Origin of the sequence: Streptomyces lacrimifluminis (genome assembly GCF_014646095.1) — a bacterium.
Taxonomy (GTDB): Bacteria; Actinomycetota; Actinomycetes; order Streptomycetales; family Streptomycetaceae; genus Streptomyces; species Streptomyces lacrimifluminis.
The window spans coordinates 34,833-56,637 of the sequence record NZ_BMMU01000020.1 but is presented as its reverse complement, the minus strand read 5'-3'; the positions used below and the strand labels follow the sequence as shown (position 1 = coordinate 56,637).

The window sequence follows — 21,805 nt, the reverse complement described above, 5'->3', positions numbered from 1 at the left end:
TTCTCGGTTACGTCGTGCGTGCGTCGTGCCTGCGTCGACCGGGAAGCGCTTTCTCCCTGTGCAGGGGTGTGCGCTGCCGGGCATGTGCGGTCAGCCCGCGTACGGGTCGCGCACCTTGCCCGGCCTGGCCAGGAACTCGAAGTCGCAGCCGGTGTCGGCCTGCGTGATCTGCTCGTTGTAGAGCGCGCCGTATCCGCGCTCGTACCGTTCGGCCGGCGGCGTCCACTCCGCCCGCCTGCGCGCCAACTCGTCGTCCTCCACGTTGAGTTGAAGCGACCGTCCCTCGACGTCGAGGGTGATGGAGTCCCCGGTGCGGACGAGTGCGAGCGGCCCGCCGACATGCGATTCGGGGGCCACGTGCAGCACGCACGTGCCGTAACTCGTTCCGCTCATCCGGGCGTCGGAGATCCGCACCATGTCCCGTACACCCTGCTTGAGCAGGTGGTCGGGGATGGGCAGCATCCCGTACTCGGGCATGCCCGGACCGCCCTTGGGTCCGGAGCCGCGCAGCACCAGCACGGTGTCGGCGGTGATGCCCAACTCCGGGTCGTTGATGGTGCGTTGCATGGACCTGTAGTCGTCGAACACGACCGCGCGCCCGGTGTGCCTGAGCAGGTGCGGCTCGGCGGCGATGTGCTTGATGACCGCGCCGTCCGGGCAGAGGTTGCCGCGCAGGACGGCGACCCCGCCCTCGTGCGCGACCGGCTTGTCTCGCGGGCGGATGACGTCGTCGTTGTGCACCCGCACCCCGTCCAGCTGCTCGCGCATGCTGTCGTACGACACCGTCGGCCGGTCCAGATGCAGCAGGTCCGTGATCCGGGAGAGGAAGCCGGGCAGGCCGCCGGCGAAGTGGAAGTCCTCCATGAGGTACGTCTGTCCACCGGGCCGCACGTTGGCGAGCACCGGTACGGTCCGCGCGATGCGGTCGAAGTCGTCGAGGGTGAGCCGGACGCCGGCCCGGCCCGCCATGGCGATCAGATGGATCACGGCGTTGGTGGATCCGCCGAGACCGAGGACGGTCGTGACCGCGTCGGTGAAGGCGTCGGCGGTGAGGATGTCGCTCAACTTCCGGTCCTGGTGGACCAGTTCGACGATCCTGAGGCCCGAAGCGGCGGCCATCCGGTCGTGCCCGGAGTCGACGGCGGGGATGCTGGACGCCCCGGGCACGGTCACGCCGAGCGCCTCGGCGGCGGCGGTGAGCGTGGACGCCGTACCCATGGTCATGCAGTGGCCGGGGGAACGGGCGAGCCCGCTCTCCAACTCCGTCATCTCGCAGTCGCCGATGAGCCCGGCGCGCTTGTCGTCCCAGTACTTCCACATGTCGGTGCCGGAGCCGAGGATCTCGCCTCGCCAGTGCCCGGGCAGCATGGGCCCGGCGGGCACGAAGACGGTCGGCAGGTCGACGCTGGCCGCTCCCATGAGCAGGGCGGGCGTGGACTTGTCGCAGCCGCCCATCAGGACGGCCCCGTCGACCGGGTACGAGCGCAGCAGCTCCTCCGTCTCCATGGCGAGGAGGTTGCGGTAGAGCATGGGGGTCGGCTTCTGGAAGGTCTCGCTGAGGGTGGAGACCGGGAACTCCAGGGGGAACCCGCCCGCCTGCCAGACGCCCCGCTTCACGGCCTGCGCCCGGTCACGGAGGTGCACATGACAGGGGTTGATGTCCGACCAGGTGTTGAGGATCGCGATGACGGGCTTGCCGAGGTGCTCCTCGGGGAGGTAGCCGAGCTGGCGGGTGCGGGCCCGGTGGCTGAAGGAGCGCAGCCCCTCGGTGCCGTACCACTGGTGGCTTCGGAGCTCCTCCGGCGCTTTGCGTACCTGCCCGGGCTTCATATGGACCACCCGGCGGCTATCGCGGCGACCTCGGCGCGTTCGTCCTCGGGCAGTGCGCGGCTCGGCGGGCGGACGTCGCGGCGGCACAGGCCGAGGGACGCGAGTGCCTCCTTGACGACGGTCACATTGTTCGCGGAGGCGTCTGCGGCACGCAGTTCCTCGAAGCGGCGGATCTGCTCCCAGACCTTCATGGCGCCCGGGAAGTCCCCCGATCGAAGCGCTTCGATCATGTTCAGCGAGACGGCCGGGGCGACGTTCACCAGCCCGGAGGTGAAGCCGGTGGCGCCGGCCGAGAAGTAGGAGGGCGCGTAGGGCTCGGCGAGCCCGGCCACCCACACGAAGCGTTCGAGCCCGGCGTCCCGTGCGAAGGCGGCGAAACGGGCGGCGTCCGGGACGGCGTACTTCACGCCGATGACGTTCGGGCAGGCGTCGGTGAGTTCGGCCAGGCGCAGGCCGCTCAGCGAGGCGTTGCGGATGTAGGGGACGACGCCGAGGTCGGGCACGGCCTCGGCGATGGCCCGGTGGTAGTCGACCCACCCGCCCTCCGAGACATAGGGGTGAATGGGCTGATGGACCATCACCATCGCGGCCCCGCTGTCCCGGGCGTGCCGGGCGGCGGCCACGGCGGTCGGCACGTCGTGCCCGACGCCGACGAGGATCACGGCCCGGTCGCCGACCTCGTCCACGGTCGACTCGGTGACGAGACGCCGCTCTTCGGGGGTCAGGGTGTAGAACTCGCCCGTGTTGCCGTTCGGGGTCAGGGTGGTGATGCCGCTGTCGACCAGTCGGCGAAGCAGGGCCCGGTGGGCGGGCTGATCGACCGTGCCGTCCTCGGCGAACGGGGTCACCGGGATCGCCACCACGTCGGCCAGGGCCGCCCGTTGGGCCTCGAAGGCCACGCCGCTCATCCCTGACCGTCCTCTCCCTCGACGTCGGACTCCCCCGCGGGGAAGGCCCGTTGCACGAACGACTCGATATGGGCGTGCAGGGCGCGCGCCGCGCCGTCCGAGTCCCCGGCGAGGGCGAGCCGCAGGATCTCCCGGTGCTCGTCCGCCTCCCGCTCCCAGGAGGGGTTGGCGGCCCAGGCGACGGCGGAGACCAGAGCGGCCTGGTCGCGCACCTCGTCGAGCATCCGGCCGAGCAGCGGATTGCCGCACCGGACGTAGAGGGAGCGGTGGAACTCCCGGTTGGCCAGAGAGCGTTCGGCGGTGTCGGTGGCCTCGTCGGCACGGGTGAGCGCGTCCCGGGCGGCATCGAGCGAGGCACCTCTGCGCACGGAACGCTTGAGTGCCTCCGGCTCCAGCAGCAGCCGTACGTCGTAGACCTCGCGCGCCATGTCCGCGTCCACCATGCGCACCGTGACGCCCTTGTACTGGTTCATCACGACGAGCCCGGTGCCGGCCAGCGTCTTGAGCGCCTCGCGCACCGGGGTCTTCGACACCCCGAACTGTGCGGCGAGCTCGGTCTCGACCAGGGCCTGACCCGGCGTCAGCTGCCCGGTGAGGATGCGGTGTTTGATCCCTTCCTGCACGAACTGCGTGCGGGACGGGATCGGCGTGGGCACAGAGGTCATGCGTGCCTCTCGGATCTTGACGGACCGGATCCACCGGATCAGATCTCGCGTATCGGATCTCACATATCGCGTCTCATATATGACGTACGAAGTACGACGGCTTGAAGGTAGGAGGGGCTCCGTGTTTCGTCAACGCTTCTGACAAAGGAAGTTGAGACCTCCCGCACGGGGCAGGGGTCGCCGCGCGGGTCAGATGAGCTTGGTCGTGCCCTCGTACGCGGTGTCGGTGGGCCCGCCGAAGACGGCGGCGGCACGGTCGGTGGCCGCGTCGCGAGTGAGCGTGGGCCCGACGTGGGTGACGAGCAGCGAGCGGGCCCCCTTCGCGTACGCGCCGGCGTCCTCCGGCGTCAGATGCACCTGTTCGCCATCGCCATCACCATGCCGGTCGATGTCGGCCTCGCACAGGAACAGGTCGGCGCCCTTGGCGAGTTCGGCAAGCGCGTCGCAGGGTCCGGTGTCACCGGAGTACGCGAGAGCCTTCCCCTGCGACTCGGCACGCAGCCCGTACGCCTCCATGCCGTGGGAGACCGCGCGGGTCGTGAGGCGCAGGTTCCAGTGCTGGACGATGTGGCCGTCGTACAGCGGCCTGAAGTCGAGGATTCCGCTCAGGAAGCCGAGGTTGGGCTGCCCGAAGAACCCCGCGAGCCGGCGCGCGCACTCACGCGGCGCGTAGACGGGAATCGGCGCGGGCGGGGTCAGCCCGCCGAAGGCGAACCCGTACACGGCGGCCAGCAGATCGGCGTTGTGATCGGCGTGCAGATGGGAGATCCAGATCGCGGTGAGCCGTGCGGGATCGGTGTGCCTCTGCAACTCCGCGAAGGTGCCGGGCCCGGCGTCCACCCACACCTCGGCACCGCCGCCGCGCACCAGATAGCCGGAGCAGGGGCGCCCCGGCTCCGGATGCGGGGAGGCGGTGCCGAGGACGGTGAGGCTCAGGGGCATGCGGGGAGCGTACGGGGCGGTGCGGGCAGGCGTACGGAGATTGGAAGGCCACGCAGGCAGGGGCTGTCGCCCGCTCCCGATCGCGCGGTCGTCCAGCCCGGGCCCCGCCCCCGTTCCCGGTCACACCGTCGCCCGGCCCCCGCCCGCTCCCCATCACACCGTCGCCCCGCCCGGCCCCCATCCGCTCCCGATCACGCCGGCGTCCACCCCGGATCCCGCCCGGTGAGCCCGATCACCCGGTCCAGCAGCGGCGCCTCGTCCGGCACCGGGACGACCGGGCCGAAGATTCCGTCCCCGCCGTTCTGCTCGGCAGCGGCGGCCAGGAAGCCGTACGATGCCTCCACAGCGACCGGGTCGGGCTTGTACTCCTGCCCGGTGGCGCGGGCCAGGTCCCAGCCGTGGACGACGAGTTCGTCGGCCACAACGGCTGCGGCGACCGCGCCCGGCAGGGTCACGCCACCGGCGCGGGTCTCGCCGGTCCAGGCTGCCGGGTCGCGCCAGGCGTCGGCGAGTTCGTCGAGCACCTTCGGCAGGGTCTCGCGCCAGTCGGCGGCGATGTCCGGCACAAAGGAGTCCGGGCTGGTGTCCGTCGTCACGCCGAGGTCCTTGCGCGCGGCGTCACGGAAGGCGACGGACAGCCCGGCGACATGCCCCAGCAGATTGCGCACGGCGTACGCCGGACACGGTGTCCCGGCCGCGAGCTGCTCGCCGGTCACCTGCTCCGCGAGCCGGGCCACGCTCCTTGCCTGCGGTCCGAGATCGAAGGTCGTCTGGCCGGTCATCGGCTTCTCCTCAAGGCTGGTCGGCACTGCAGGGGGTAGACCGACGCCGTACCCGAAACTCATCGCCCGCCCCTCAGCCCCACGATGACCAGGCATGACGGCTCGAACCCGGTCCGTGCCGCGCGTCCTCCGGGACCGCGACGCCGGGATCCGGGTCAGGGACCGGCGTACCCGCACCGCCGAGGGCGCCGCCTTCCTGTGCCGGCACGACCGGCTGCCGCTGTACGTTCTCCACGGCGTCGGCTCGGTCGCGGTGGGCCCGGTGCCGGGCCCGCTGCTGCGCGCCGCCTCGGGGAGCGCGGGGTCGCGGCGTACGGGATGGGCCCGGCGTGTGTCCCGCTCGGGGGTCTCATCGCCCTACAGCGGAAGCCCCGGGAAATGAAACTGCCCGGCCGTACCGCGGCGACCGCCAACTGCCTGCTGTTCGCGCCCACGGCGGTCGGTCCGGCGCCGTGGGCGCGGCGCCGGTCGAGCTCGTCGGCCACCAGGTGACTCTCGTCGGCCGTGCCCTCGCTCTGCCGCTGGCCGCCGGAGCGCTGTTTCAGCGCCGGGCCAGCGCGTCCCGTACCGCGTCGAGGTCGCCGTCCGATGCCAACCCGGCGTGATATAGCCGCAGTTCGGTGGCCCCGAGCCCGGCAGCGCGCTCCGCGTCCGCCGCGAGGGTGCCAGGCCTGCCGCCCATCCCGGAGACCACGACGAAGTTGGCGGCCAGGACACCCTTCTCCCGCTCCACCTCCGCGAACGGCGTCAGCAGGCCCGCCCCGCCCGTGCACGGCACCACCACACCGTCCGCGACGGACAGGATGTGCGCGGGGTCCACGCCCGGGTTGGCGCCGACGTGGTACCAGACGGGGTCGGCGTGCAGCAGTACCTGGAAGCCGGCCGGAGCCGCCGCCCGGACCGCCGCGACGGCCGCCTCCTGGAGCGTGCGGGCCGTTTCCTCGCGCCACGCGCGCGTGAGGGCCGCCTTCTCCTCGCCGAGGGCCTTCTCGACCCCCGCCCATCCCCCGCCGTGATCCGGCGCGCCCCGCCAGAGCGGCTCCAGCGCGGCGCGTACGGCCACCCCCAGCCGGTCGGGGTCGAGGCCCCGGGCGCCGTACCCCGCCCGGCAGGACGGGCAGAAGCACAGGGCCATCAGATACTGGCCGGTGTCGCCGAGCCCGATGGCGCCGGTCTTGTCGTGGGCGTGCAGATGGGTGAGTCCGTACCAGCCGAGGGACTCCAGTTCCGTACCTCGCGCTCCGGGCCGTACGGCGGCCTCGGCGGCGAGATCGACGAGGTACGCGCGCGTGGCGGGCTGCGCGATACAGGGCGCCCAGGGGTAGCGGTCCCCGTAGGCGTTGACCACGGAGGTGTCCGGACGGTCGGCGCCCAGGCGGGAGTTGTGGGCGAGGACCACCCAGGTGTGCACGTCGAGGCCCGCGTCGGCGAGGGCGTCGGCGGCCTCGCCGTACGCGTCCCCGGGGGCCCACGCCCCGGCGGCGTACGGGCGCAGTTCGCGGCCCGCCCAGCGCTCGTCCGTGGGGTCGGTGGGGTACAGCACGGCCGCGTGCTCGGCGGTGACGATGCGGTGGCGCGGGTGACGGGGGGTCAACGCGCGCGTGGAGTGGTACGCGGAGGCGAGGGTCACCTGTTCCACGCCGAGCGCGGCGATCCGCCGGGCGGCGTCGGGGTCGCCGTTGACGTCCCAGGGATAGACGAACGCGGACGCCTTCACACGCGCTCCTCGGGCTCGGACTCGGACTCGGAACCGGAACCGGAACCGACAACGACCGCGGTCTCGGTCTCGGCCTTGGGCACGGACACGGACTCGGCCTCCAGCAGCGCGCGACCGCGCTCGACGAGTCGCACGAGCTGCTTCACATGATCCTCGGTCGGCTCGTGCAGCGGCGGCCGGACCTCCCCGACGTCGAGCCCGGCCTGCCGCACGCCGGCCTTGACGAGCGAGACGGCGTACCCGCGCCCCTGCGCCCGCAGCTCGACGAACGGCCGGTAGAAGCCGTCCAGGAGCCGGTTCGCGGTCACGTCGTCACCGGTGCCCAGCGCCTTGTGGAAGGCGAGCGCGATCTCGGGCGCGAAGCAGAAGACGGCCGACGAGTAGAGGGTGACGCCGATGCCCCGGTAGGCCGGCCCGGTCAGTTCCGCGGTCGGCAGCCCGTTGAAGTACAGGAAGTCGACGATCTCCTCAGCGCGTACGGCGCTCACGATCCGCTGCATCAGGTCCAGGTCGCCGAGCCCGTCCTTGAGCCCGATGATCCCCTCGGTGCGCGCCAGCCCGACGACGGTCTCGGGTGTGAACACCGCGTTGTCGCGCTGGTAGACGATGACCGGCAGGGCGGTGGCCCCGGCCAGCTCCCGGTAGTGGCGCAGCAGCCCCTCCTGCCCGGCCACCACCAGATACGGCGGCATGGCGAGCAGCCCGTCGGCCCCGGCCTCCTCGGCGAGACGCGCGTAGCGCACGGCGAGCGCGGTGCCGTATCCGGTGCCCGCGACCACGGGCACCCGCCCTGCCGTCTCCTCCACCGCGGCCCGTACACAGTCCTGGAACTCCTCGGGCGTCAGCGCGTGGAACTCCCCGGTGCCGCAGCACGCGAAGACGGCAGCGGCCCCCGCCTCCACGCCCCGGCGCACATGCGCGCGGAAGACGCCGAGGTCGAGCGAGCCGTCGGGGCCGTACGCGGTGACGGGGAAGAACAGCGGACCGCTCGGGACGGTGAGCCGGGTGGCTAGGGCGGCGGCGAGGGGGGCTGGCGTCACGGGCTCTCCCTGGGCATGCATTCGTGCACGCTTCTGATTAACGTCTACATTTCTGAACACTTTCACGCTAAGGGCCCGCCGTGGGGCGGGTCAAGCCGATCGAAGGCAAGCGCAGGGCAGAATCCGCAGCTCTACGTCACACTTGACGACACCGGCCACCCCTCCCTAGCGTGTCCATGGATGTGAATGCCGTACATGCATGCGGCCTTTGCCTCAAGGAGAACCCTCCAGGAGCCCCAAGGAGACCCGAGGATGCCCGCTCCCCGCACCGTTCTGCTCACCGGCGCCGCCGGCGGACTCGGCACCCTGATGCGGGACCTTCTCCCGTCCTACGGCTACGAACTGCGTCTGTTCGACCTGCTCCCCATCGAGGGCGAACCCGACGCGATCACCGCGGACCTCACCGACCGGGCGGCGCTGCGCGAGGCCGTGCGGGGTGTCGACGCGATCATCCACCTCGCCGGGATCTCGCTGGAGTCCTCTTTCGAGAAGATCCTCAGGGCGAACATCGAGGGCACGTACAACCTGTACGAGGCGGCGCGCGAGGAGGGCGTGGGACGCGTCGTCTTCGCCTCCTCGAACCACGCGGTGGGCTTCACCCCCCGCCCCCAGGGCGCCGATCCCCTGATCCCGGTCGACACCCCGCGCCGCCCGGACACCTTCTACGGCCTCTCCAAGTCCTTCGGCGAGGACCTGGCCCAGCTCTACTGGGACAAGCACGGCCTGGAGACCGTCTCCGTCCGCATCGGCTCCTGCTTCCCGGAGCCGACCAGCGTGCGCATGCTGTCACTGTGGATGAGCCCCGCCGACGGCGCCCGCCTCCTCCACGCGGCCCTGACCGCCGAGGAGGTCGGCCACACCGTCGTCCACGGCTCCTCCGCCAACACGCGCCTGTGGTGGGACCTGGGCACCGCGCGGGCACTCGGCTACGCACCGCAGGACGACTCCGAGCCGTACGCCGAGAAACTGATCGCCGAGCAGGGCGACCTCCAGCCCGGCAACGAGGCACACGCCTACCTCGGCGGCGCTTTCGTGACCGACCCGCCGATCTGGCCGTACTGACAGCCGCGCGAAGGCTCCGGAACGGCGGGCGGGCACCGAACGGGCCCGCCCGCCATGATATTCGGGCAGGAACGGCCGCCTCTGATGGTGCCGCGACAGCGCACCATCAGGGGCGCGGGGAACCGCGCGACCAGCCACAACGAACCGGCAGCCGCGACCCGACCGCACCGACCGAGCCAGTGGGCCCACCCCGCCCGAACGGGCAGACGCGGTCACTATCACCCCCTCAACAGACCTCGTCATCGCACCCCACCCGCTGTACAACTTCCCCCGAGGGCCCGAACGGGCAGACGGCGCAGGAAAGCGGGGAACCTCATGGCCGGAACCGCGGAGGACCGCCAGCGGCACATCGTGCGCGCCGCCCGTGCCACCGGCTCGGTCGACGTGACCACGCTCGCCGCCGATCTGGGCGTGGCCAAGGAGACCGTACGGCGCGATCTGCGCGCCCTGGAGGACCACGGCCTGGTCCGCCGCACCCATGGCGGCGCCTACCCCGTGGAGAGCGCCGGTTTCGAGACGACGCTCGCCTTCCGCGCCACCAGTCACGTGCCCGAGAAGCGCCGGATCGCCGCCGCCGCGGCCGAACTGCTCGGGGACGCCGAAACGGTCTTCGTCGACGAGGGGTTCACCCCGCAGCTCATCGCCGAAGCACTGCCCGGGGACCGGCCGCTGACCGTGGTCACCGCGTCCCTGCCCGTCGCGGGCGCGCTCGCGGAGGCCGAGAACACCTCGGTCCTGCTGCTCGGCGGCCGGGTCCGCCCCGGCACCCTCGCGACGGTCGACCACTGGACGACGAAGATGCTGGCCGGCTTCGTCCTGGACCTGGCCTACATCGGCGCCAACGGCATCTCCCGCGAACACGGCCTGACCACGCCCGACCCCGCCGTCAGCGAGGTCAAGGCACAGGCGATCCGGGCCTCGCGGCGCACGGTGTTCGCGGGCGTGCACACCAAGTTCGGGGCGGTCAGCTTCTGCCGGTTCGCCGAGATCGGCGACCTGGACGCGATCGTCACGAGCACTCTGCTGCCCACGGCGGAAGCACACCGCTATTCCCTGCGCGGCCCGCAGGTCATCCGAGTCTGAGCCCCCAACTCACCCCACTCACCATCCCCTGACCTCTTTCCCCCTCACTCCCCTCACCGGCACCCCCACGCCCACAAGCGCCCGTTATGCCCCCATACCTCCAGGAGCGATCCATGCGAACCCCGAGCCGACGGAGGCCGCGAGCCACACTCGCCCTGGCCGCCGCAGGGACGCTGCTCACCCCGCTGCTCTCCGGCTGCTGGGCCGGAGCGGGCGGGTCCGGTTCCGGCGGCGACGCCGTCAACGTCCTGATGGTGAACAACCCGCAGATGGTCGAGTTGCAGAAGCTCACCGCGGCCCACTTCACCAAGGAGACCGGCATCAAGGTCAACTTCACCGTCCTGCCCGAGAACGACGTCCGCGACAAGATCAGCCAGGACTTCGCCAACCAGGCGGGCCAGTACGACGTGGCGACCCTCTCCAACTACGAGATACCGATCTACGCCCGCAACGGCTGGCTGCACGAGATGAACACGTACGTCGCGAAGGACGGCGCGTACGACGAACAGGACATCCTCACGCCGATGCGCCAGTCCCTCACCGGCGACGACGGGAAGCTGTACGGCCAGCCCTTCTACGGCGAGTCGTCCTTCCTGATGTACCGCAAGGACGTGTTCGAGGCGAAGGGCCTCACCATGCCCCCGCACCCCACCTGGACCCAGGTCGCCGACCTGGCGGCCAGGGCCGACGGCGCCGAGCCTGGCATGAAGGGCATCTGCCTGCGGGGACTGCCGGGTTGGGGCGAGGTCATGGCACCCCTCACCACGATCGTGAACACCTTCGGCGGCACCTGGTTCGACAGGAACTGGAAGGCGAGGCTCGACTCCCCCGAGTGGCAGCGGGCGGTGAACTTCTACGTCGACCTGGTCCGTGACCACGGCGAGTCCGGCGCCCCCCAGGCCGGCTTCGCCGAGTGCCTCAACAACATGACCCAGGGCAAGGTCGCCATGTGGTACGACGCCACGTCCGCGGCCGGCTCCCTGGAGTCGGCGAACTCCCCGGTCAAGGGCAGGATCGGCTACGTACCGGCCCCCGTCGAGAAGACGGAGTCCTCCGGCTGGCTCTACACCTGGGCCTGGGGCATCCAGCAGGCCTCCCGCAACCCCGACGACGCCTGGAAGTTCGTGTCCTGGGCGTCCGGCAAGGAGTACGAGCAGCTGGTCGGCGACGAGATCGGCTGGTCCAACGTCCCGGCGGGCAAGCGCGCGTCGACGTACGAGAACCCCGCCTACCGCCGAGAGGCCGCCGCCTTCCAGGAGACGACGAAGGAGGCCATCGAGGGCGCCCGCCCCGACGACCCCGGAGTCCAGCCGCGCCCCGCACCCGGCATCCAGTTCGTCGGCATTCCCGAGTTCACCGATCTCGGCACCAGGGTCTCGCAGGAGATCAGCGCGGCCATCGCCGGACGCCAGTCCGTCGAGTCGGCCCTGAAGAAGTCCCAGAAGCTGGCAGAGGAGATCTCCGAGGAGTACGAGGGACGATGACCGCGACCACGACAGCCCCGACAGCCGCCGCACCATCCGTACGCGCCGTGAAGCGCCCCTCGAACCGCATGCGCGCCTGGGCCACCCGGGCCCCGCTGCTCCCCGCCCTGATCTTCATGATCGCCGTGACCCAACTCCCGTTCGTGGCCACGCTGGTGATCTCGTTCTTCGACTGGAACGCGCTCTACCCGAACGCCCGCCGCTTCACGGGTTTCGCCAACTACACGGAGGTCCTGACCGACGCGGACCTGCGCCAGTCGGTGTGGACGACGATCCTGCTCACCGCGGCGGTGGTCCTGGCCAGCCTGGTCCTCGGCCTGGCCCTGGCGCTCCTCCTGGACCGCAGGTTCCGTGGCAGGGGCATCGTCCGCACCCTCCTCATCGCCCCCTTCCTGGTGGTCCCGGTGGCGGCGGCCCTCCTCTGGAAGCACGTGCTCTACAACCCCGAATACGGCCTGCTGAACGGCCTGTTGCACTACGTGGGAGGCCCGCAGCCGGACTGGATCTCCAACACCCCGCTGCTCGCGGTGGAGGCATCACTGGTCTGGCAGTGGACGCCGTTCATGATGCTGATCCTGCTGGCCGGACTGCAGAGCCGCGACCAGCAGCAGATCGAGGCGGCGAAGGTGGACGGCGCGAACGACTGGCAGGTCTTCCGCCACCTGACCCTCCCCCACCTGCGCCGCTACCTCGAACTCGGCGCCCTGCTGGGCTCGATCTACATCGTCCAGAACTTCGACGCGGTCTTCACGATCACCTCGGGCGGCCTGGGCACGGCGAACCTCCCCTACACCGTCTACCAGAGCTTCTACCAGGCCCACGAGAACGGCCTGGCCTCAGCGGCCGGCGTCCTGGTGGTCATCGGTTCGATCATCATCGCGACCTTCGCCCTGCGCGTGGTCTCGTCCCTGTTCCGCGAGGAGGCGTCCCGAGCATGAGCGCCACGGCAGCAGTACGTGAACGTCCCCGCCGCACCCGAGGAGCGGGCCTGGGGCTGCTGGCCTGGCTGGCGGGCATCCTCTTCTTCCTCCCGATCGCGTGGATGGCCCTGACGTCCTTCCACTCGGAGGAGGACGCGGCGACCAACCCCCCGTCCTTCGGCGCCGCACTGACCCTCGACGGCTACCGCGAGTTCTTCGGCACCGGAGGCGGCGCGAGCCCCTGGCCGTCCCTGATCAACTCGACGGTGGCATCGCTGGTGTCGACCCTGTGCGTCCTGCTGCTGGCGCTCCCGGCGGCATACGCCCTCTCCATCCGCCCGGTGAAGAAGTGGACGGACGTCCTGTTCTTCTTCCTGTCGACGAAGATGCTGCCGGTGGTGGCGGGCCTGCTCCCGATCTACCTCTTCGCCAAGAACACCGACATGCTGGACAACATCTGGCTGCTGGTCATCCTCTACACGTCCATGAACCTGCCGATCGCGGTGTGGATGATGCAGTCCTTCCTCTCCGAGGTCCCGGTGGCGATCATCGAGGCGGCAAGGGTGGACGGGGCGAGGCTGCCCACGGTCCTCACCCGGGTGGTCGCCCCGATAGCCCTCCCGGGCATCGCCGCGACGGCCCTGATCTGCTTCATCTTCAGCTGGAACGAACTGCTGTTCGCACGCGTGCTGACGGGTGTGGTCGCCGAGACGGCCCCCGTCTTCCTGACCGGCTTCATCACCAGCCAGGGCCTGTTCCTGGCGAAGGTGTGCGCCGCGTCGCTCGTCATCTCCCTGCCGGTGCTCGCCGCGGGGTTCGCGGCCCAGGACAAACTGGTCCAGGGCCTGTCACTGGGAGCCGTGAAGTGAAGGCAGCCGTCATCGAGTCCGTGGGCAAGGCCGTCGTCCTGGAGGTCCCGGACCCGTCACCCGGCCCCCGCGAGGTCGTCGTCGAGGTCGCGGCCTGCGGCCTGTGCGGCACCGACCTGCACATCCTCCAGGGCGAGTTCGCCCCCACGTTGCCGATCGTGCCGGGGCACGAGTTCGCGGGCGAGGTGGTCGGCGTGGGTACGGCGGTCACGGAACTGACGGTGGGCGACCGCGTGGCCGTGGACCCCTCCCTCTACTGCCACGAGTGCCGCTACTGCCGCACCGGCCACAACAACCTCTGCGAACGCTGGGCCGCGATCGGCGTCACGACGGCAGGCGGCGCGGCGCAGTACGCGGTGGCCCCGGTCGCGAACTGCGTACGGCTGCCGGAGCACATCCGCACCCAGGACGCGGCGCTGGTGGAGCCACTGTCGTGCGCGGTACGGGGCTACGACGTACTCCGGACCCGTCTGGGCGCCCACGTACTGATCTACGGCTCGGGAACGATGGGCCTGATGATGCTGGAGCTGGCCAAGCGGACGGGCGCGGCGCGTGTCGACGTGGTGGACATCAACGCCCAGCGCCTGTCGACGGCCCAGCTGCTGGGCGTGTCAGGTTCGGCGACGAACGCGGACGAGCTGGAACGTCCGCAGGGCTGGGACGTGGTGGTGGACGCGACGGGCAACGCGGCGGCGATCCAGGACGGCCTGGACCGGGTCGCGAAGGCGGGCACGTTCCTCCAGTTCGGCGTCGCGGACTACGCGACCCGGGTCACGATCGACCCGTACCGCGTCTACAACCAGGAGATCACCATCACAGGGTCGATGGCGGTGCTGCACAGCTTCGAACGGGCGGCGGAGCTGTTCGCGGCAGGTGTCCTGGACCCGGAGGTCCTCATCAGCGACCGCCTGCCGCTGGACCAGTACCCCCAGGCCCTGGACCAGTTCGCCTCGGGCGTGGGCCGAAAGATCGTGGTGGTGCCGTAGGTCGACTTCTCGGTGCCGGTCGGCGTTTTCAGCCCGTCTGGGGTCCCCCCTCCAGGGGAGGGATGGGACGGGTAGGGGCGGCGGGGGCGAAAACCCTAGGGCAGGGCCCGCCCCACCCGCCTACCATCCCCCCATGCCCCGCCCCAACGGCTTCGCCTACACCCACCACCCCGACGGCACAGTCAAGATCACCCACGGCGCCCACCCCGCCACCACCCTCCGTGGCCCGAGGGCCACCGAGTTCCTGGCGGAAGTGGAATCCGGCGACCCCCAGCTGGTCATGGCCCGCTGGACCGGAAACTACAAGCGTGGCAACGAGCGAACGGCCCGCAACCACCCCCGCAACCGGCACTGAACCAATTGACCGCAAGGTAAGGGAACGGCAAAGCGGGTCCGCTCGTTCACCGGTCATGACAGCTATGACCCCCGGCTCGAACATCCCTCTCCCCGTCGCCCGAGTGACGGTGGACGTCGCTGCCCCGGTGCGGCTCGACGTATCGAGCCTGCTGCTCACCGCCGACGGCAAGGTGCGCTCCGACGACGACTTCATCTTCTACAACCAGCCGACCGGCCCCGGCGTGACGTACCGCTCGGGCGGTGGCACCACCCCCGACTCCATCACGGTCGACACCGCCGCCGTCCCCCCGGGCATCGAGAAGATCGTGGTCACGGCGAGCCCGGACGCCGCGGGCCAGAGCTTCCAGGGCATCGAACCGACGGCAACGATCCGCAACGCGGACGACAACTCCGTACTGGCCACGTTCACGCCCCCGCAGCTCGGCTCGGAAACGGCCCTGGTGATCGTCGAGGTCTACCTCCGCAACGGCGCCTGGAAGGCCCGCGCCGTGGGCCAGGGTTACGCGAACGGCCTGTCCGGCATCGCCACGGACTTCGGCGTGAGCGTGGAGGAACCGGCACCCGCCCCGGCGGCACAGCAGGCCACGGTCCAGCCCCCCGCGCCCCCGACGGCGCCGCCCGCCCCCGTCGCCTCGGTCTCCTCTCCGCCCGCGCCCGCCGCACCGCCGGCTCCGCCCGCCCAGGCCCCCGGCACCGGGAAGATCAACCTCGACAAGGGCCGCGTAAGCCTCCAGAAGAACCAGACCGTCTCCCTGGTCAAGGGCGGCCGGCCGCTCCTCTCCCAGGTCAAGATGGGCCTCGGCTGGGAGCCCGCGTACCGGGGCAAGGACATCGACCTGGACGCGTCGGTCATCGCGTACGGCCCGCAGCGCAACCACATCGACAGCTGCTACTTCGGCAAGCTCTCCATCGTGAACGGCGCGATCAAACACTCCGGCGACAATCTCACGGGCGAGGGCGGGGGTGACGACGAGGTCATCGTGGTCGACCTGGGCCGTCTCCCCCAGGAGGTCACCGGTCTGGTCTTCACGGTCAACTCCTTCACCGGCCAGAAGTTCACCGAGGTGGCCAAGGCGTACTGCCGTCTCCTGGACGCGGCGACGGGCGAGGAACTGGTCCGCTTCGACCTGACCAGCGCCGAACCGCAGACGGGCGTGCTGATGGCGAAGATGATCAAGCAGTTCTCGGGCGAGTGGGAGATGACGGCGATCGGCGACTTCGTCAAGTCCCGCACGGTCAGGGGCATGGTGAAACCGGCCGCCCAGGCGCTGTAACCACGCGCGGCCGACCAGTCGTCGTCCTCACGCACAACCAACACACACCAACACACATCGACGCACCGAAGCGGACCGTGGAGTGAAACCGCCACCCCGTCGCACCGTCAAGCCGTCACCTTGGCGATGAACGCGGCGACGTTCCCCACGGTCCGCCGGATCTTCTCCTCCAGAGTGATCGTCTCGTGGAGCCGCGCCCCGGCGCCCGCGTCCTTCCTGCCCCGCACATACAGCGAGCAGCAGAGGTCGCCGCATATGTACGCACCCACCGAGTTGCCCTGCTTCCCGGCCTTCCCCGCCTTCGGCGCGACCATCAGGCACACGCCTCCGGTGTGCGAGGTCAGGCACATCGAGCACATACTGCGCCGCGTCTGCCCGAAGGCGGGCGTGGAAGCGCGCAGGGCGAGGCCAGTCGCCCTGCCGTCCAGCCGGGTGACGAGATAGGCGCGGTCAGGGGCCTGGGGGTCCCGCCAGCCGAGGTAGTCCAGGTCCTCCCAGGGCCGGTCGGCCAGGTCGCGCGGCACGGACAGGCGCCGCGTCTCGCCCTTGGTGCAGTTCACGAACGCGGCGCGGATCTCTTGCTCAGTCAGCGACTCCATAGTGGCAGGCTAATTTGCCTAAACTCTTTAGGGAAACCTATATTCGCCTTAGCCAAACAGGAGGATGGTCATGGCACGCGTAGGACTGACCGCGGAACGCCTGACCAGAGCCGGAGCGGAACTGGCCGACGAGGTCGGCTTCGACCAGGTGACGGCCTCGGAGCTCGCCCGGCGGTTCGACGTCAAGGTCGCGAGTCTGTACTCCCACGTCAAGAACACCCATGACCTCAGGACCAGGATCGCCCTGCTGGCCCTGGAGGAACTCGCCGACCTGGCCGCCGACGCCGTGGCCGGACGGGCCGGCAAGGACGCCCTGACCGCCTTCGCGAGCGTCTACCGCGACTACGGCCGGGCACACCCCGGCCGCGCCGCCGCCACCCGGATGAGGCTCGACCCCGAGACCGCCGCCGCCGGCGCGGGCGTCCGGCACGCCCGGATGACGCGGGCCATCCTGCGGGGCTACGAGCTGACGGAGCCCGACCAGACCCACGCGGTCCGCCTGCTGGGCAGCGTCTTCCACGGTTTCACCAGCCTGGAAACGGCGGGCGGCTTCAGTCACAGCACCCCCGACTCGGAGGAGAGCTGGACCCGGATCCTGGACGCCCTCGACGCCCTGCTGCGCAACTGGCCGTCCCCTCCCACCCGTTGACCGACAGGCCGAGGACAGAATGCACACCGAGCCGGGGCACACCACCCCACACGTCAATACACACATCACCGCGGACCTGATACACGGCGCCCTCGACCTGGAGCACACCCCCCACGGCCTACTCCCCCACCGGCTGCCCGCCCGGGCCCGCGCCCAGTGCGCGGACCCCCAGCTCGCCGCGGCGGAGTCCCAGCCCTCCGGCGTACGGCTGGTCCTCCGCACCCGGGCGACCTCCGTCGAACTGGACGCGCTGCCGACCAAGCGGGTCTACGTGGGCGCCCCACCCCGCCCCGACGGCGTGTACGACCTGCTGGTCGACGGCCGGCTGACCGCCCGGTCCACGGTGACCGGCGTCGGCAACACCCTGACCATCGACATGACCGCCGGCACCGCGACGCACGAACCCGGCCCGCCCGGCACCCTCCGCTTCACCGGCCTGCCGGACCGCATGAAGACCATCGAGATCTGGCTGCCCCACAACGAGACCACCGAGCTCGTCGCCCTGCGCACCGACGCACCCGTGGAACCCGTGACCGCACGCGACCTGGGCCGCAAGGTCTGGCTGCACCACGGCAGTTCGATCAGCCACGGCTCCGACGCCGCGAGCCCCACCACCACCTGGCCCGCGCTCGCCGCGTCCCTCGGCGACGTGGAGCTGATCAACCTGGGCCTGGCCGGCGGCGCCCTGCTCGACCCGTTCACCGCCCGCGCGATGCGCGACACCCCCGCCGACCTGATCAGCGTCAAGATCGGCATCAACCTGGTCAACACCGATCTGATGCGCCTGCGTGCCTTCGGCCCCGCGGTCCACGGCTTCCTCGACACCATCCGCGAGGGCCACCCGGCCGCACCGCTCCTGCTCGTCTCACCCCTCTACTGCCCCATGCACGAGGACACCCCGGGCCCCACCGCCCTGGACCTCTCCCCGATCGGCGCCGGCGAACCGCGCTTCCAGCCCATGGGCGACCCCGCCGAGCGAGCCACCGGCAAACTGACCCTCAACGTCATCCGGGAGGAGCTGTCCCGCATCGTGAAGCAGCGGTCGGCGGACGACCCGAACCTCCACCACCTCGACGGCCGCGCCCTGTACGGCGAGTCCGACTTCGCCGAACTCCCCCTGCCCGACCAGCTCCACCCGGACGCGGCCACCCACCGTCGCATAGGTGAACGCTTCGCCGAACTCGCCTTCACCGCCCCAGAACCGCTCTTCCCGAACCGGGAGCCGGACTCCAGAAGGACGGGCGAGGACTAGAGAGGACAACCAGCGAGGACTAGAACAGCGCGCTGTACGCGTTCAGCGCCGGCTGCCCGCCCAGGTGCGCGTACAGCACGGTGGAATCCCGTCCGATCTCTCCCCGCGCCACCAGATCGACCATCCCGGCCATCGACTTCCCCTCGTACACGGGATCGGTGACCATCCCCTCCGTACGGGCGGCGAGCCGCATCGCGTCCAGGGTGGTGTCGTCGGGGATCCCGTACGTACCCGCGTGGTAACGCTCGTCCAGCTCGACGTCCGCCTGAGTCAACTCCCGCTTGACGCCGATGAGTTGGCCGGTGTTGTGGGCGATCCGCGCGATCTGTTCCCTGGTCCGGGCGGGCGCCGCCGACGCGTCGACGCCGAGCACGCGCCGCGTACGGCCGCCCGCCTCCTCCAGGGCCGCGAACCCGGCGACCATGCCCGCCTGGGTCGACCCGGTCACCGAGCACACCACCACGGTGTCGAAGAAGACCCCCAACTCCCTTTCCTGTTCGGCTACTTCGTAGGCCCAACCGGCGAACCCGAGGCCGCCGAGCGGGTGGTCGGAGGCGCCCGCCGGAATCGCGTAAGGCTTGCCGCCCCCTTCCTCCACCTCCCGCAGCGCCAGTTCCCAGCTCTCCTTGAAGCCGATCCCGAACCCGGCGCGCACCAGCCGCACATCGGCCCCGGCGAGCCGGCTGATCAGGATGTTGCCGACCTTGTCGTAGACGGAGTCGGGCCACTCCACCCAACTCTCCTGCACGAGGACGCACTTGAGCCCGGCGCGGGCCGCGCAGGCGGCGACCTGACGGGTGTGGTTGGACTGCACACCGCCGATCGAGACAAGCGTGTCGCAGCCCTGGGCGAGGGCGTCGGCGACGAGGTACTCCAGCTTGCGGGTCTTGTTCCCTCCGTACGCGACGCCGGAGTTGCAGTCCTCCCGCTTGGCCCAGAGCGAGGCACCGCCGAGATGTGCGGTGAGCCGCTCCAGGGGGTGCACGGGCGAGGGGCCGAAGAGGAGGGGGTAACGCTCGTACGAGGCAAGGGACATGGGTCCTCCGAGGATCGTTGTCAGTCGCTGTCGGCGAGCTCGGCCAGCCCGCGCCAGATCTCCGCGGTGACACGGACCGCTTCGTCGACGTCTCCCGCCGCGCAGGCATCGAGGAGCCGGTCGTGCAGGCCGGCCGAACGACAGTTGCCGCCCTCGCTGAAGCGTCGTCGCTCCAAACGGCGGATGAGTGGTGTGTAGCGGGCGGCGGTTGCGGCTGCGGCACGATTGCCGCTGACTCGGACGAGGACGTCGTGCAGTTGGTCGTCGGCACGCAGAGCGGACTCCACGTCACCGGCACGGACGGCCGCCGCGAACCGCTCGTTGGCCGTGCGCATCGCCTCGACGTCCGCGGCGAACAACCGGGGCACGGCGACCCGGGTGACCAGCTCGTGCATGGCCCCGACCACGGCCGCCGCGTCCCGCACATCGGCGGCCACGACCGGCGTCACCTTCGTGTAGCTCTGCGGCTTGCTCTCCAGCAGCCCCTCGTCGACCAGCCGCGCGAACGCCTCACGCACCGGCGCCCGGGACAGCCCGAGCCGCTCGGCGAGCTCGGCGTCACGCACCACGGCACCGGGTTCGATCTCCCCAGTGACGATGGCGTTCCGGATCGCTTCGTACGCGCGATCCCTGAGCAGGGTCCGGGGGACGGGCCGTATCGCTTCCACAACTGAAATGTTAGATGTCAGAAACGTGTCCGCACAAGGGTGTGGCCCGCACCGAAGTACGGGCCACACCCCACGCGACTCAGCTCAGGCGCGACTCAGCCGACCCACGGCCAGTCCGCGTCGTGCGCACCCTCCAGCAGCGGAACCGTCCGGAAGGCCGCGTCCGAGAGCCCCCCGAACGTGTGCCGGTTCCCCGTCCCCGACGGGCCGTGGCCCGCCCGGTACCCGGCGAGGTTCCAGGTGTACACCGGCACGTCGGCCGGTATCTGCTCGGTCGGGTCGCCGTGCACGCTGTACGTGTACTGCTCGTCCGTGACGATCAGTACCCGGTCGTGCTTCCTGTAGTGGCGCCGGACCGCCTCGGTGGTGTCGGTGCCGCCCAGGTCTCCGAAGCGGTCCAGGATCTTCAGCACCGACTCGCCCTTGCGGAAGGGCACCCGGTTGCTCGACGTACCGAACTCGACAAGATCCGCATCCGCCGCCCGCAGCGCGAGCGCCGAGCCGAAGATCGCCGCCGCGTCGGCCCGGGTGAGTTCCGAGCGCTCGGACAGCCGGGAGTAGAACATCGAGCCCGAGCGGTCGACGAGGACGAGCGTCCGCCCGCCCAGGGCCGGCACATTGGCCAGCGAGTGCCCGAGCGCCTGCTCCAGCGGGTACGCCCAGCGCAGCGAGGGCGCGTGCCGGTACGCGGCGAGGTACCGGAAGGGGAACTGCCGCGAGCGCGCGACCTCGGCCGGGTCACTGATCTTCGCGGCGACCCGCGCCGCGACCTCGTCACTCACCCCCGCCTCGTCGAAGTTGCGCAGGTTGCGCAGCAGTGCCATCGCGCCCATGGACGGAATCACCGCCTCCCAGGCCGCCTTGTCCATCGGCCCCTGCAGCCAGCCCGCGAGCGCCTCCCAGGTGATCCCCGCGTCCGCGAGCCGCTCGGCGCCGCGTGCTCCGGTCACGACCTTGCGCCGCTTGGCGGGCCGCAGCGCCATCAGGTCACGGTGTGCGGTGAGCACGGGCAGCGACTTGGGGACGACGGCCGTGTCCGGGTTGTGGCGCCGATCCAGCGCGTACTGGAACAGCTCGCCCTGCCACGGCTTGTCCGGGTCCGGCGCCGCGTGCACGAGGTTGAGGATGTCGCCGAAGCGGTAGCCCTTGGACGCCGTGTCGTACTTCAGCAGCGACTTGGCGCTGTAGAGCCGTCGTACGGCGTCGGCGACGCCCCGCTTCACCGGCTTGGGGATGTTCCTGCCGTACCGGGAGGTCCAGTAGGCGAGCAGTTCGCCGGGCTCGTCGGGGCGGCGCAGGACGGAGTCGATGACCTGACGGTTGGTGGGGCCGTCGGTGGCGTTCGCGTCGAGGCGGGCCTTCACGTACTCGGCGGCGCCCACGATGGCGGCCGTACGGAGGTTGCCCTCGCCGCGCAGCCAGCCGAGGAGGCCCGCCGTCCACGCCGGGTCGGTGACGGCGAGCCGGCGTACGAGCGCGGCGAACCGGTCGTCCCGGTCCTCGCCGCTCTCGTAGAAGGTCTTCTGCGCGACGAAGTTGGCCAGCGACAGCAGGAACAGCTCCGAGCGCTCGTCCCGCTCACGGCCACGGCCGCCCTCGTACGTACGGAGCACACGCCCCGTCGAGGTGACCCGCGAGGCGGACTGCGCCTTGGCGGCCTTGGTGTTGAATCGCGCCATGAT

At 70.8% G+C, this 21,805-nt stretch carries 22 protein-coding genes; 11 read left to right on the top strand and 11 right to left on the bottom strand.

Annotation, left to right across the window (positions count from 1 at the left end; genetic code table 11):
- Nucleotides 1–90: 90 nt before the first annotated feature.
- The 5 genes from araD to IEY89_RS26520 all read right to left on the bottom strand — a co-directional run bounded on the left by araD (nt 91) and on the right by IEY89_RS26520 (nt 5,127).
- Entirely contained in the window at nt 91–1,830 is a 1,740-nt protein-coding gene (gene araD, locus IEY89_RS26540) for an L-arabinonate dehydratase (protein ID WP_189150015.1), read from the bottom strand.
- Nucleotides 1,827–2,738, bottom strand: coding sequence for a dihydrodipicolinate synthase family protein (locus IEY89_RS26535; RefSeq protein WP_189150014.1), 912 nt, complete (start codon nt 2,736–2,738; stop codon nt 1,827–1,829). Before IEY89_RS26535 ends, araD begins: the two co-directional genes overlap by 4 nt.
- Entirely contained in the window at nt 2,735–3,403 is a 669-nt protein-coding gene (locus IEY89_RS26530) for a GntR family transcriptional regulator (protein WP_189150013.1), read from the bottom strand. Before IEY89_RS26530 ends, IEY89_RS26535 begins: the two co-directional genes overlap by 4 nt.
- Nucleotides 3,404–3,592: 189 nt before the next feature.
- Complete coding sequence (locus tag IEY89_RS26525) at nt 3,593–4,345, bottom strand: MBL fold metallo-hydrolase (RefSeq protein WP_189150012.1); 753 nt, start codon at nt 4,343–4,345, stop codon at nt 3,593–3,595.
- Nucleotides 4,346–4,536: 191 nt separating this feature from the next.
- On the bottom strand, nt 4,537–5,127 hold the full coding sequence (locus tag IEY89_RS26520; protein ID WP_189150011.1) for a TIGR03086 family metal-binding protein: 591 nt from the start codon (nt 5,125–5,127) through the stop codon (nt 4,537–4,539).
- A 94-nt stretch (nt 5,128–5,221) separates the two neighbouring features.
- On the opposite strand from IEY89_RS26520, the gene IEY89_RS26515 reads away from it, so the two are divergent.
- Nucleotides 5,222–5,509, top strand: a complete 288-nt coding sequence (locus IEY89_RS26515) for a hypothetical protein (protein WP_189150010.1) — start codon at nt 5,222–5,224, stop codon at nt 5,507–5,509.
- Nucleotides 5,510–5,668: 159 nt separating this feature from the next.
- Here IEY89_RS26515 and IEY89_RS26510 read toward each other — a convergent pair whose 3' ends face one another.
- The gene (locus tag IEY89_RS26510) at nt 5,669–6,844 is read right to left on the bottom strand and encodes a hypothetical protein (RefSeq protein WP_189150009.1); all 1,176 of its coding nucleotides are present in this window, start codon (nt 6,842–6,844) and stop codon (nt 5,669–5,671) included.
- Nucleotides 6,841–7,884 (bottom strand): 5-dehydro-4-deoxyglucarate dehydratase, encoded by a 1,044-nt coding sequence (locus IEY89_RS26505; protein WP_229695430.1) that lies wholly within the window; start codon nt 7,882–7,884, stop codon nt 6,841–6,843. The genes IEY89_RS26510 and IEY89_RS26505 overlap by 4 nt, the downstream gene beginning before the upstream one ends.
- A gap of 252 nt (nt 7,885–8,136) precedes the next feature.
- Here IEY89_RS26505 and IEY89_RS26500 point away from each other — a divergent pair, with 252 nt between their 5' ends.
- The 8 genes from IEY89_RS26500 (at nt 8,137) to IEY89_RS26465 (ending at nt 15,919) form a co-directional block, all read left to right on the top strand.
- A complete protein-coding gene (locus IEY89_RS26500) occupies nt 8,137–8,946 on the top strand; it encodes an NAD-dependent epimerase/dehydratase family protein (protein WP_189150008.1) in 810 nt (269 codons plus the stop codon).
- A gap of 315 nt (nt 8,947–9,261) precedes the next feature.
- A complete protein-coding gene (locus IEY89_RS26495) occupies nt 9,262–10,029 on the top strand; it encodes a DeoR/GlpR family DNA-binding transcription regulator (protein WP_189150007.1) in 768 nt (255 codons plus the stop codon).
- Between the two features lie 113 nt (nt 10,030–10,142).
- Nucleotides 10,143–11,513, top strand: a complete 1,371-nt coding sequence (locus IEY89_RS26490) for an ABC transporter substrate-binding protein (protein WP_189150006.1) — start codon at nt 10,143–10,145, stop codon at nt 11,511–11,513.
- Complete coding sequence (locus IEY89_RS26485; RefSeq protein ID WP_189150005.1) at nt 11,510–12,451, top strand: carbohydrate ABC transporter permease; 942 nt, start codon at nt 11,510–11,512, stop codon at nt 12,449–12,451. The genes IEY89_RS26490 and IEY89_RS26485 overlap by 4 nt, the downstream gene beginning before the upstream one ends.
- Nucleotides 12,448–13,302 (top strand): carbohydrate ABC transporter permease, encoded by an 855-nt coding sequence (locus IEY89_RS26480; RefSeq protein WP_189150004.1) that lies wholly within the window; start codon nt 12,448–12,450, stop codon nt 13,300–13,302. The genes IEY89_RS26485 and IEY89_RS26480 overlap by 4 nt, the downstream gene beginning before the upstream one ends.
- On the top strand, nt 13,299–14,288 hold the full coding sequence (locus IEY89_RS26475; protein WP_189150003.1) for a zinc-dependent alcohol dehydrogenase family protein: 990 nt from the start codon (nt 13,299–13,301) through the stop codon (nt 14,286–14,288). Before IEY89_RS26480 ends, IEY89_RS26475 begins: the two co-directional genes overlap by 4 nt.
- Before the next feature lie 133 nt (nt 14,289–14,421).
- Complete coding sequence (locus IEY89_RS26470; protein ID WP_164316274.1) at nt 14,422–14,643, top strand: hypothetical protein; 222 nt, start codon at nt 14,422–14,424, stop codon at nt 14,641–14,643.
- Nucleotides 14,644–14,707: 64 nt separating this feature from the next.
- Nucleotides 14,708–15,919 carry a TerD family protein gene (locus IEY89_RS26465; protein ID WP_189150116.1) on the top strand — a complete coding sequence of 404 codons (1,212 nt, stop codon included), beginning with the start codon at nt 14,708–14,710 and terminating at the stop codon, nt 15,917–15,919.
- Between the two features lie 107 nt (nt 15,920–16,026).
- Here the strand turns inward: IEY89_RS26465 and IEY89_RS26460 are convergent, their stop codons facing one another.
- On the bottom strand, nt 16,027–16,518 hold the full coding sequence (locus IEY89_RS26460; RefSeq protein ID WP_189150002.1) for an FBP domain-containing protein: 492 nt from the start codon (nt 16,516–16,518) through the stop codon (nt 16,027–16,029).
- Between the two features lie 70 nt (nt 16,519–16,588).
- On the opposite strand from IEY89_RS26460, the gene IEY89_RS26455 reads away from it, so the two are divergent.
- Together IEY89_RS26455 and IEY89_RS26450 are read left to right on the top strand one after the other, a co-directional pair.
- Entirely contained in the window at nt 16,589–17,167 is a 579-nt protein-coding gene (locus tag IEY89_RS26455) for a TetR/AcrR family transcriptional regulator (protein WP_189150001.1), read from the top strand.
- A gap of 19 nt (nt 17,168–17,186) precedes the next feature.
- Entirely contained in the window at nt 17,187–18,419 is a 1,233-nt protein-coding gene (locus IEY89_RS26450; protein ID WP_189150000.1) for an SGNH/GDSL hydrolase family protein, read from the top strand.
- A 19-nt stretch (nt 18,420–18,438) separates the two neighbouring features.
- On the opposite strand, the gene IEY89_RS26445 is transcribed toward IEY89_RS26450, so the two are convergent.
- From IEY89_RS26445 to IEY89_RS26435, 3 genes are all read right to left on the bottom strand, one after another.
- On the bottom strand, nt 18,439–19,455 hold the full coding sequence (locus tag IEY89_RS26445) for a 1-aminocyclopropane-1-carboxylate deaminase (protein WP_189149999.1): 1,017 nt from the start codon (nt 19,453–19,455) through the stop codon (nt 18,439–18,441).
- Nucleotides 19,456–19,475: 20 nt separating this feature from the next.
- A complete protein-coding gene (locus IEY89_RS26440) occupies nt 19,476–20,123 on the bottom strand; it encodes a GntR family transcriptional regulator (RefSeq protein WP_189149998.1) in 648 nt (215 codons plus the stop codon).
- Nucleotides 20,124–20,218: 95 nt separating this feature from the next.
- Nucleotides 20,219–21,802: a TROVE domain-containing protein gene (locus IEY89_RS26435; protein WP_189149997.1), complete on the bottom strand. Its 1,584-nt coding sequence runs from the start codon at nt 21,800–21,802 to the stop codon at nt 20,219–20,221.
- Nucleotides 21,803–21,805: the final 3 nt, after the last annotated feature.

Excerpts from the sequence above, each read along its gene's own strand:
- araD (WP_189150015.1), bottom strand. The coding sequence starts at position 1,830 with ATGAAGCCCGGGCAGGTACGCAAAGCGCCGGAGGAGCTCCGAAGCCAC.
- IEY89_RS26535 (WP_189150014.1), bottom strand. The coding sequence starts at position 2,738 with ATGAGCGGCGTGGCCTTCGAGGCCCAACGGGCGGCCCTGGCCGACGTG.
- IEY89_RS26530 (WP_189150013.1), bottom strand. The coding sequence starts at position 3,403 with ATGACCTCTGTGCCCACGCCGATCCCGTCCCGCACGCAGTTCGTGCAG.
- IEY89_RS26525 (WP_189150012.1), bottom strand. The coding sequence starts at position 4,345 with ATGCCCCTGAGCCTCACCGTCCTCGGCACCGCCTCCCCGCATCCGGAG.
- IEY89_RS26520 (WP_189150011.1), bottom strand. The coding sequence starts at position 5,127 with ATGACCGGCCAGACGACCTTCGATCTCGGACCGCAGGCAAGGAGCGTG.
- IEY89_RS26515 (WP_189150010.1), top strand. The coding sequence starts at position 5,222 with ATGACGGCTCGAACCCGGTCCGTGCCGCGCGTCCTCCGGGACCGCGAC.
- IEY89_RS26500 (WP_189150008.1), top strand. The coding sequence starts at position 8,137 with ATGCCCGCTCCCCGCACCGTTCTGCTCACCGGCGCCGCCGGCGGACTC.
- IEY89_RS26495 (WP_189150007.1), top strand. The coding sequence starts at position 9,262 with ATGGCCGGAACCGCGGAGGACCGCCAGCGGCACATCGTGCGCGCCGCC.
- IEY89_RS26490 (WP_189150006.1), top strand. The coding sequence starts at position 10,143 with ATGCGAACCCCGAGCCGACGGAGGCCGCGAGCCACACTCGCCCTGGCC.
- IEY89_RS26485 (WP_189150005.1), top strand. The coding sequence starts at position 11,510 with ATGACCGCGACCACGACAGCCCCGACAGCCGCCGCACCATCCGTACGC.
- IEY89_RS26480 (WP_189150004.1), top strand. The coding sequence starts at position 12,448 with ATGAGCGCCACGGCAGCAGTACGTGAACGTCCCCGCCGCACCCGAGGA.
- IEY89_RS26470 (WP_164316274.1), top strand. The coding sequence starts at position 14,422 with ATGCCCCGCCCCAACGGCTTCGCCTACACCCACCACCCCGACGGCACA.
- IEY89_RS26465 (WP_189150116.1), top strand. The coding sequence starts at position 14,708 with ATGACCCCCGGCTCGAACATCCCTCTCCCCGTCGCCCGAGTGACGGTG.
- IEY89_RS26460 (WP_189150002.1), bottom strand. The coding sequence starts at position 16,518 with ATGGAGTCGCTGACTGAGCAAGAGATCCGCGCCGCGTTCGTGAACTGC.
- IEY89_RS26455 (WP_189150001.1), top strand. The coding sequence starts at position 16,589 with ATGGCACGCGTAGGACTGACCGCGGAACGCCTGACCAGAGCCGGAGCG.
- IEY89_RS26450 (WP_189150000.1), top strand. The coding sequence starts at position 17,187 with ATGCACACCGAGCCGGGGCACACCACCCCACACGTCAATACACACATC.
- IEY89_RS26445 (WP_189149999.1), bottom strand. The coding sequence starts at position 19,455 with ATGTCCCTTGCCTCGTACGAGCGTTACCCCCTCCTCTTCGGCCCCTCG.
- IEY89_RS26435 (WP_189149997.1), bottom strand. The coding sequence starts at position 21,802 with ATGGCGCGATTCAACACCAAGGCCGCCAAGGCGCAGTCCGCCTCGCGG.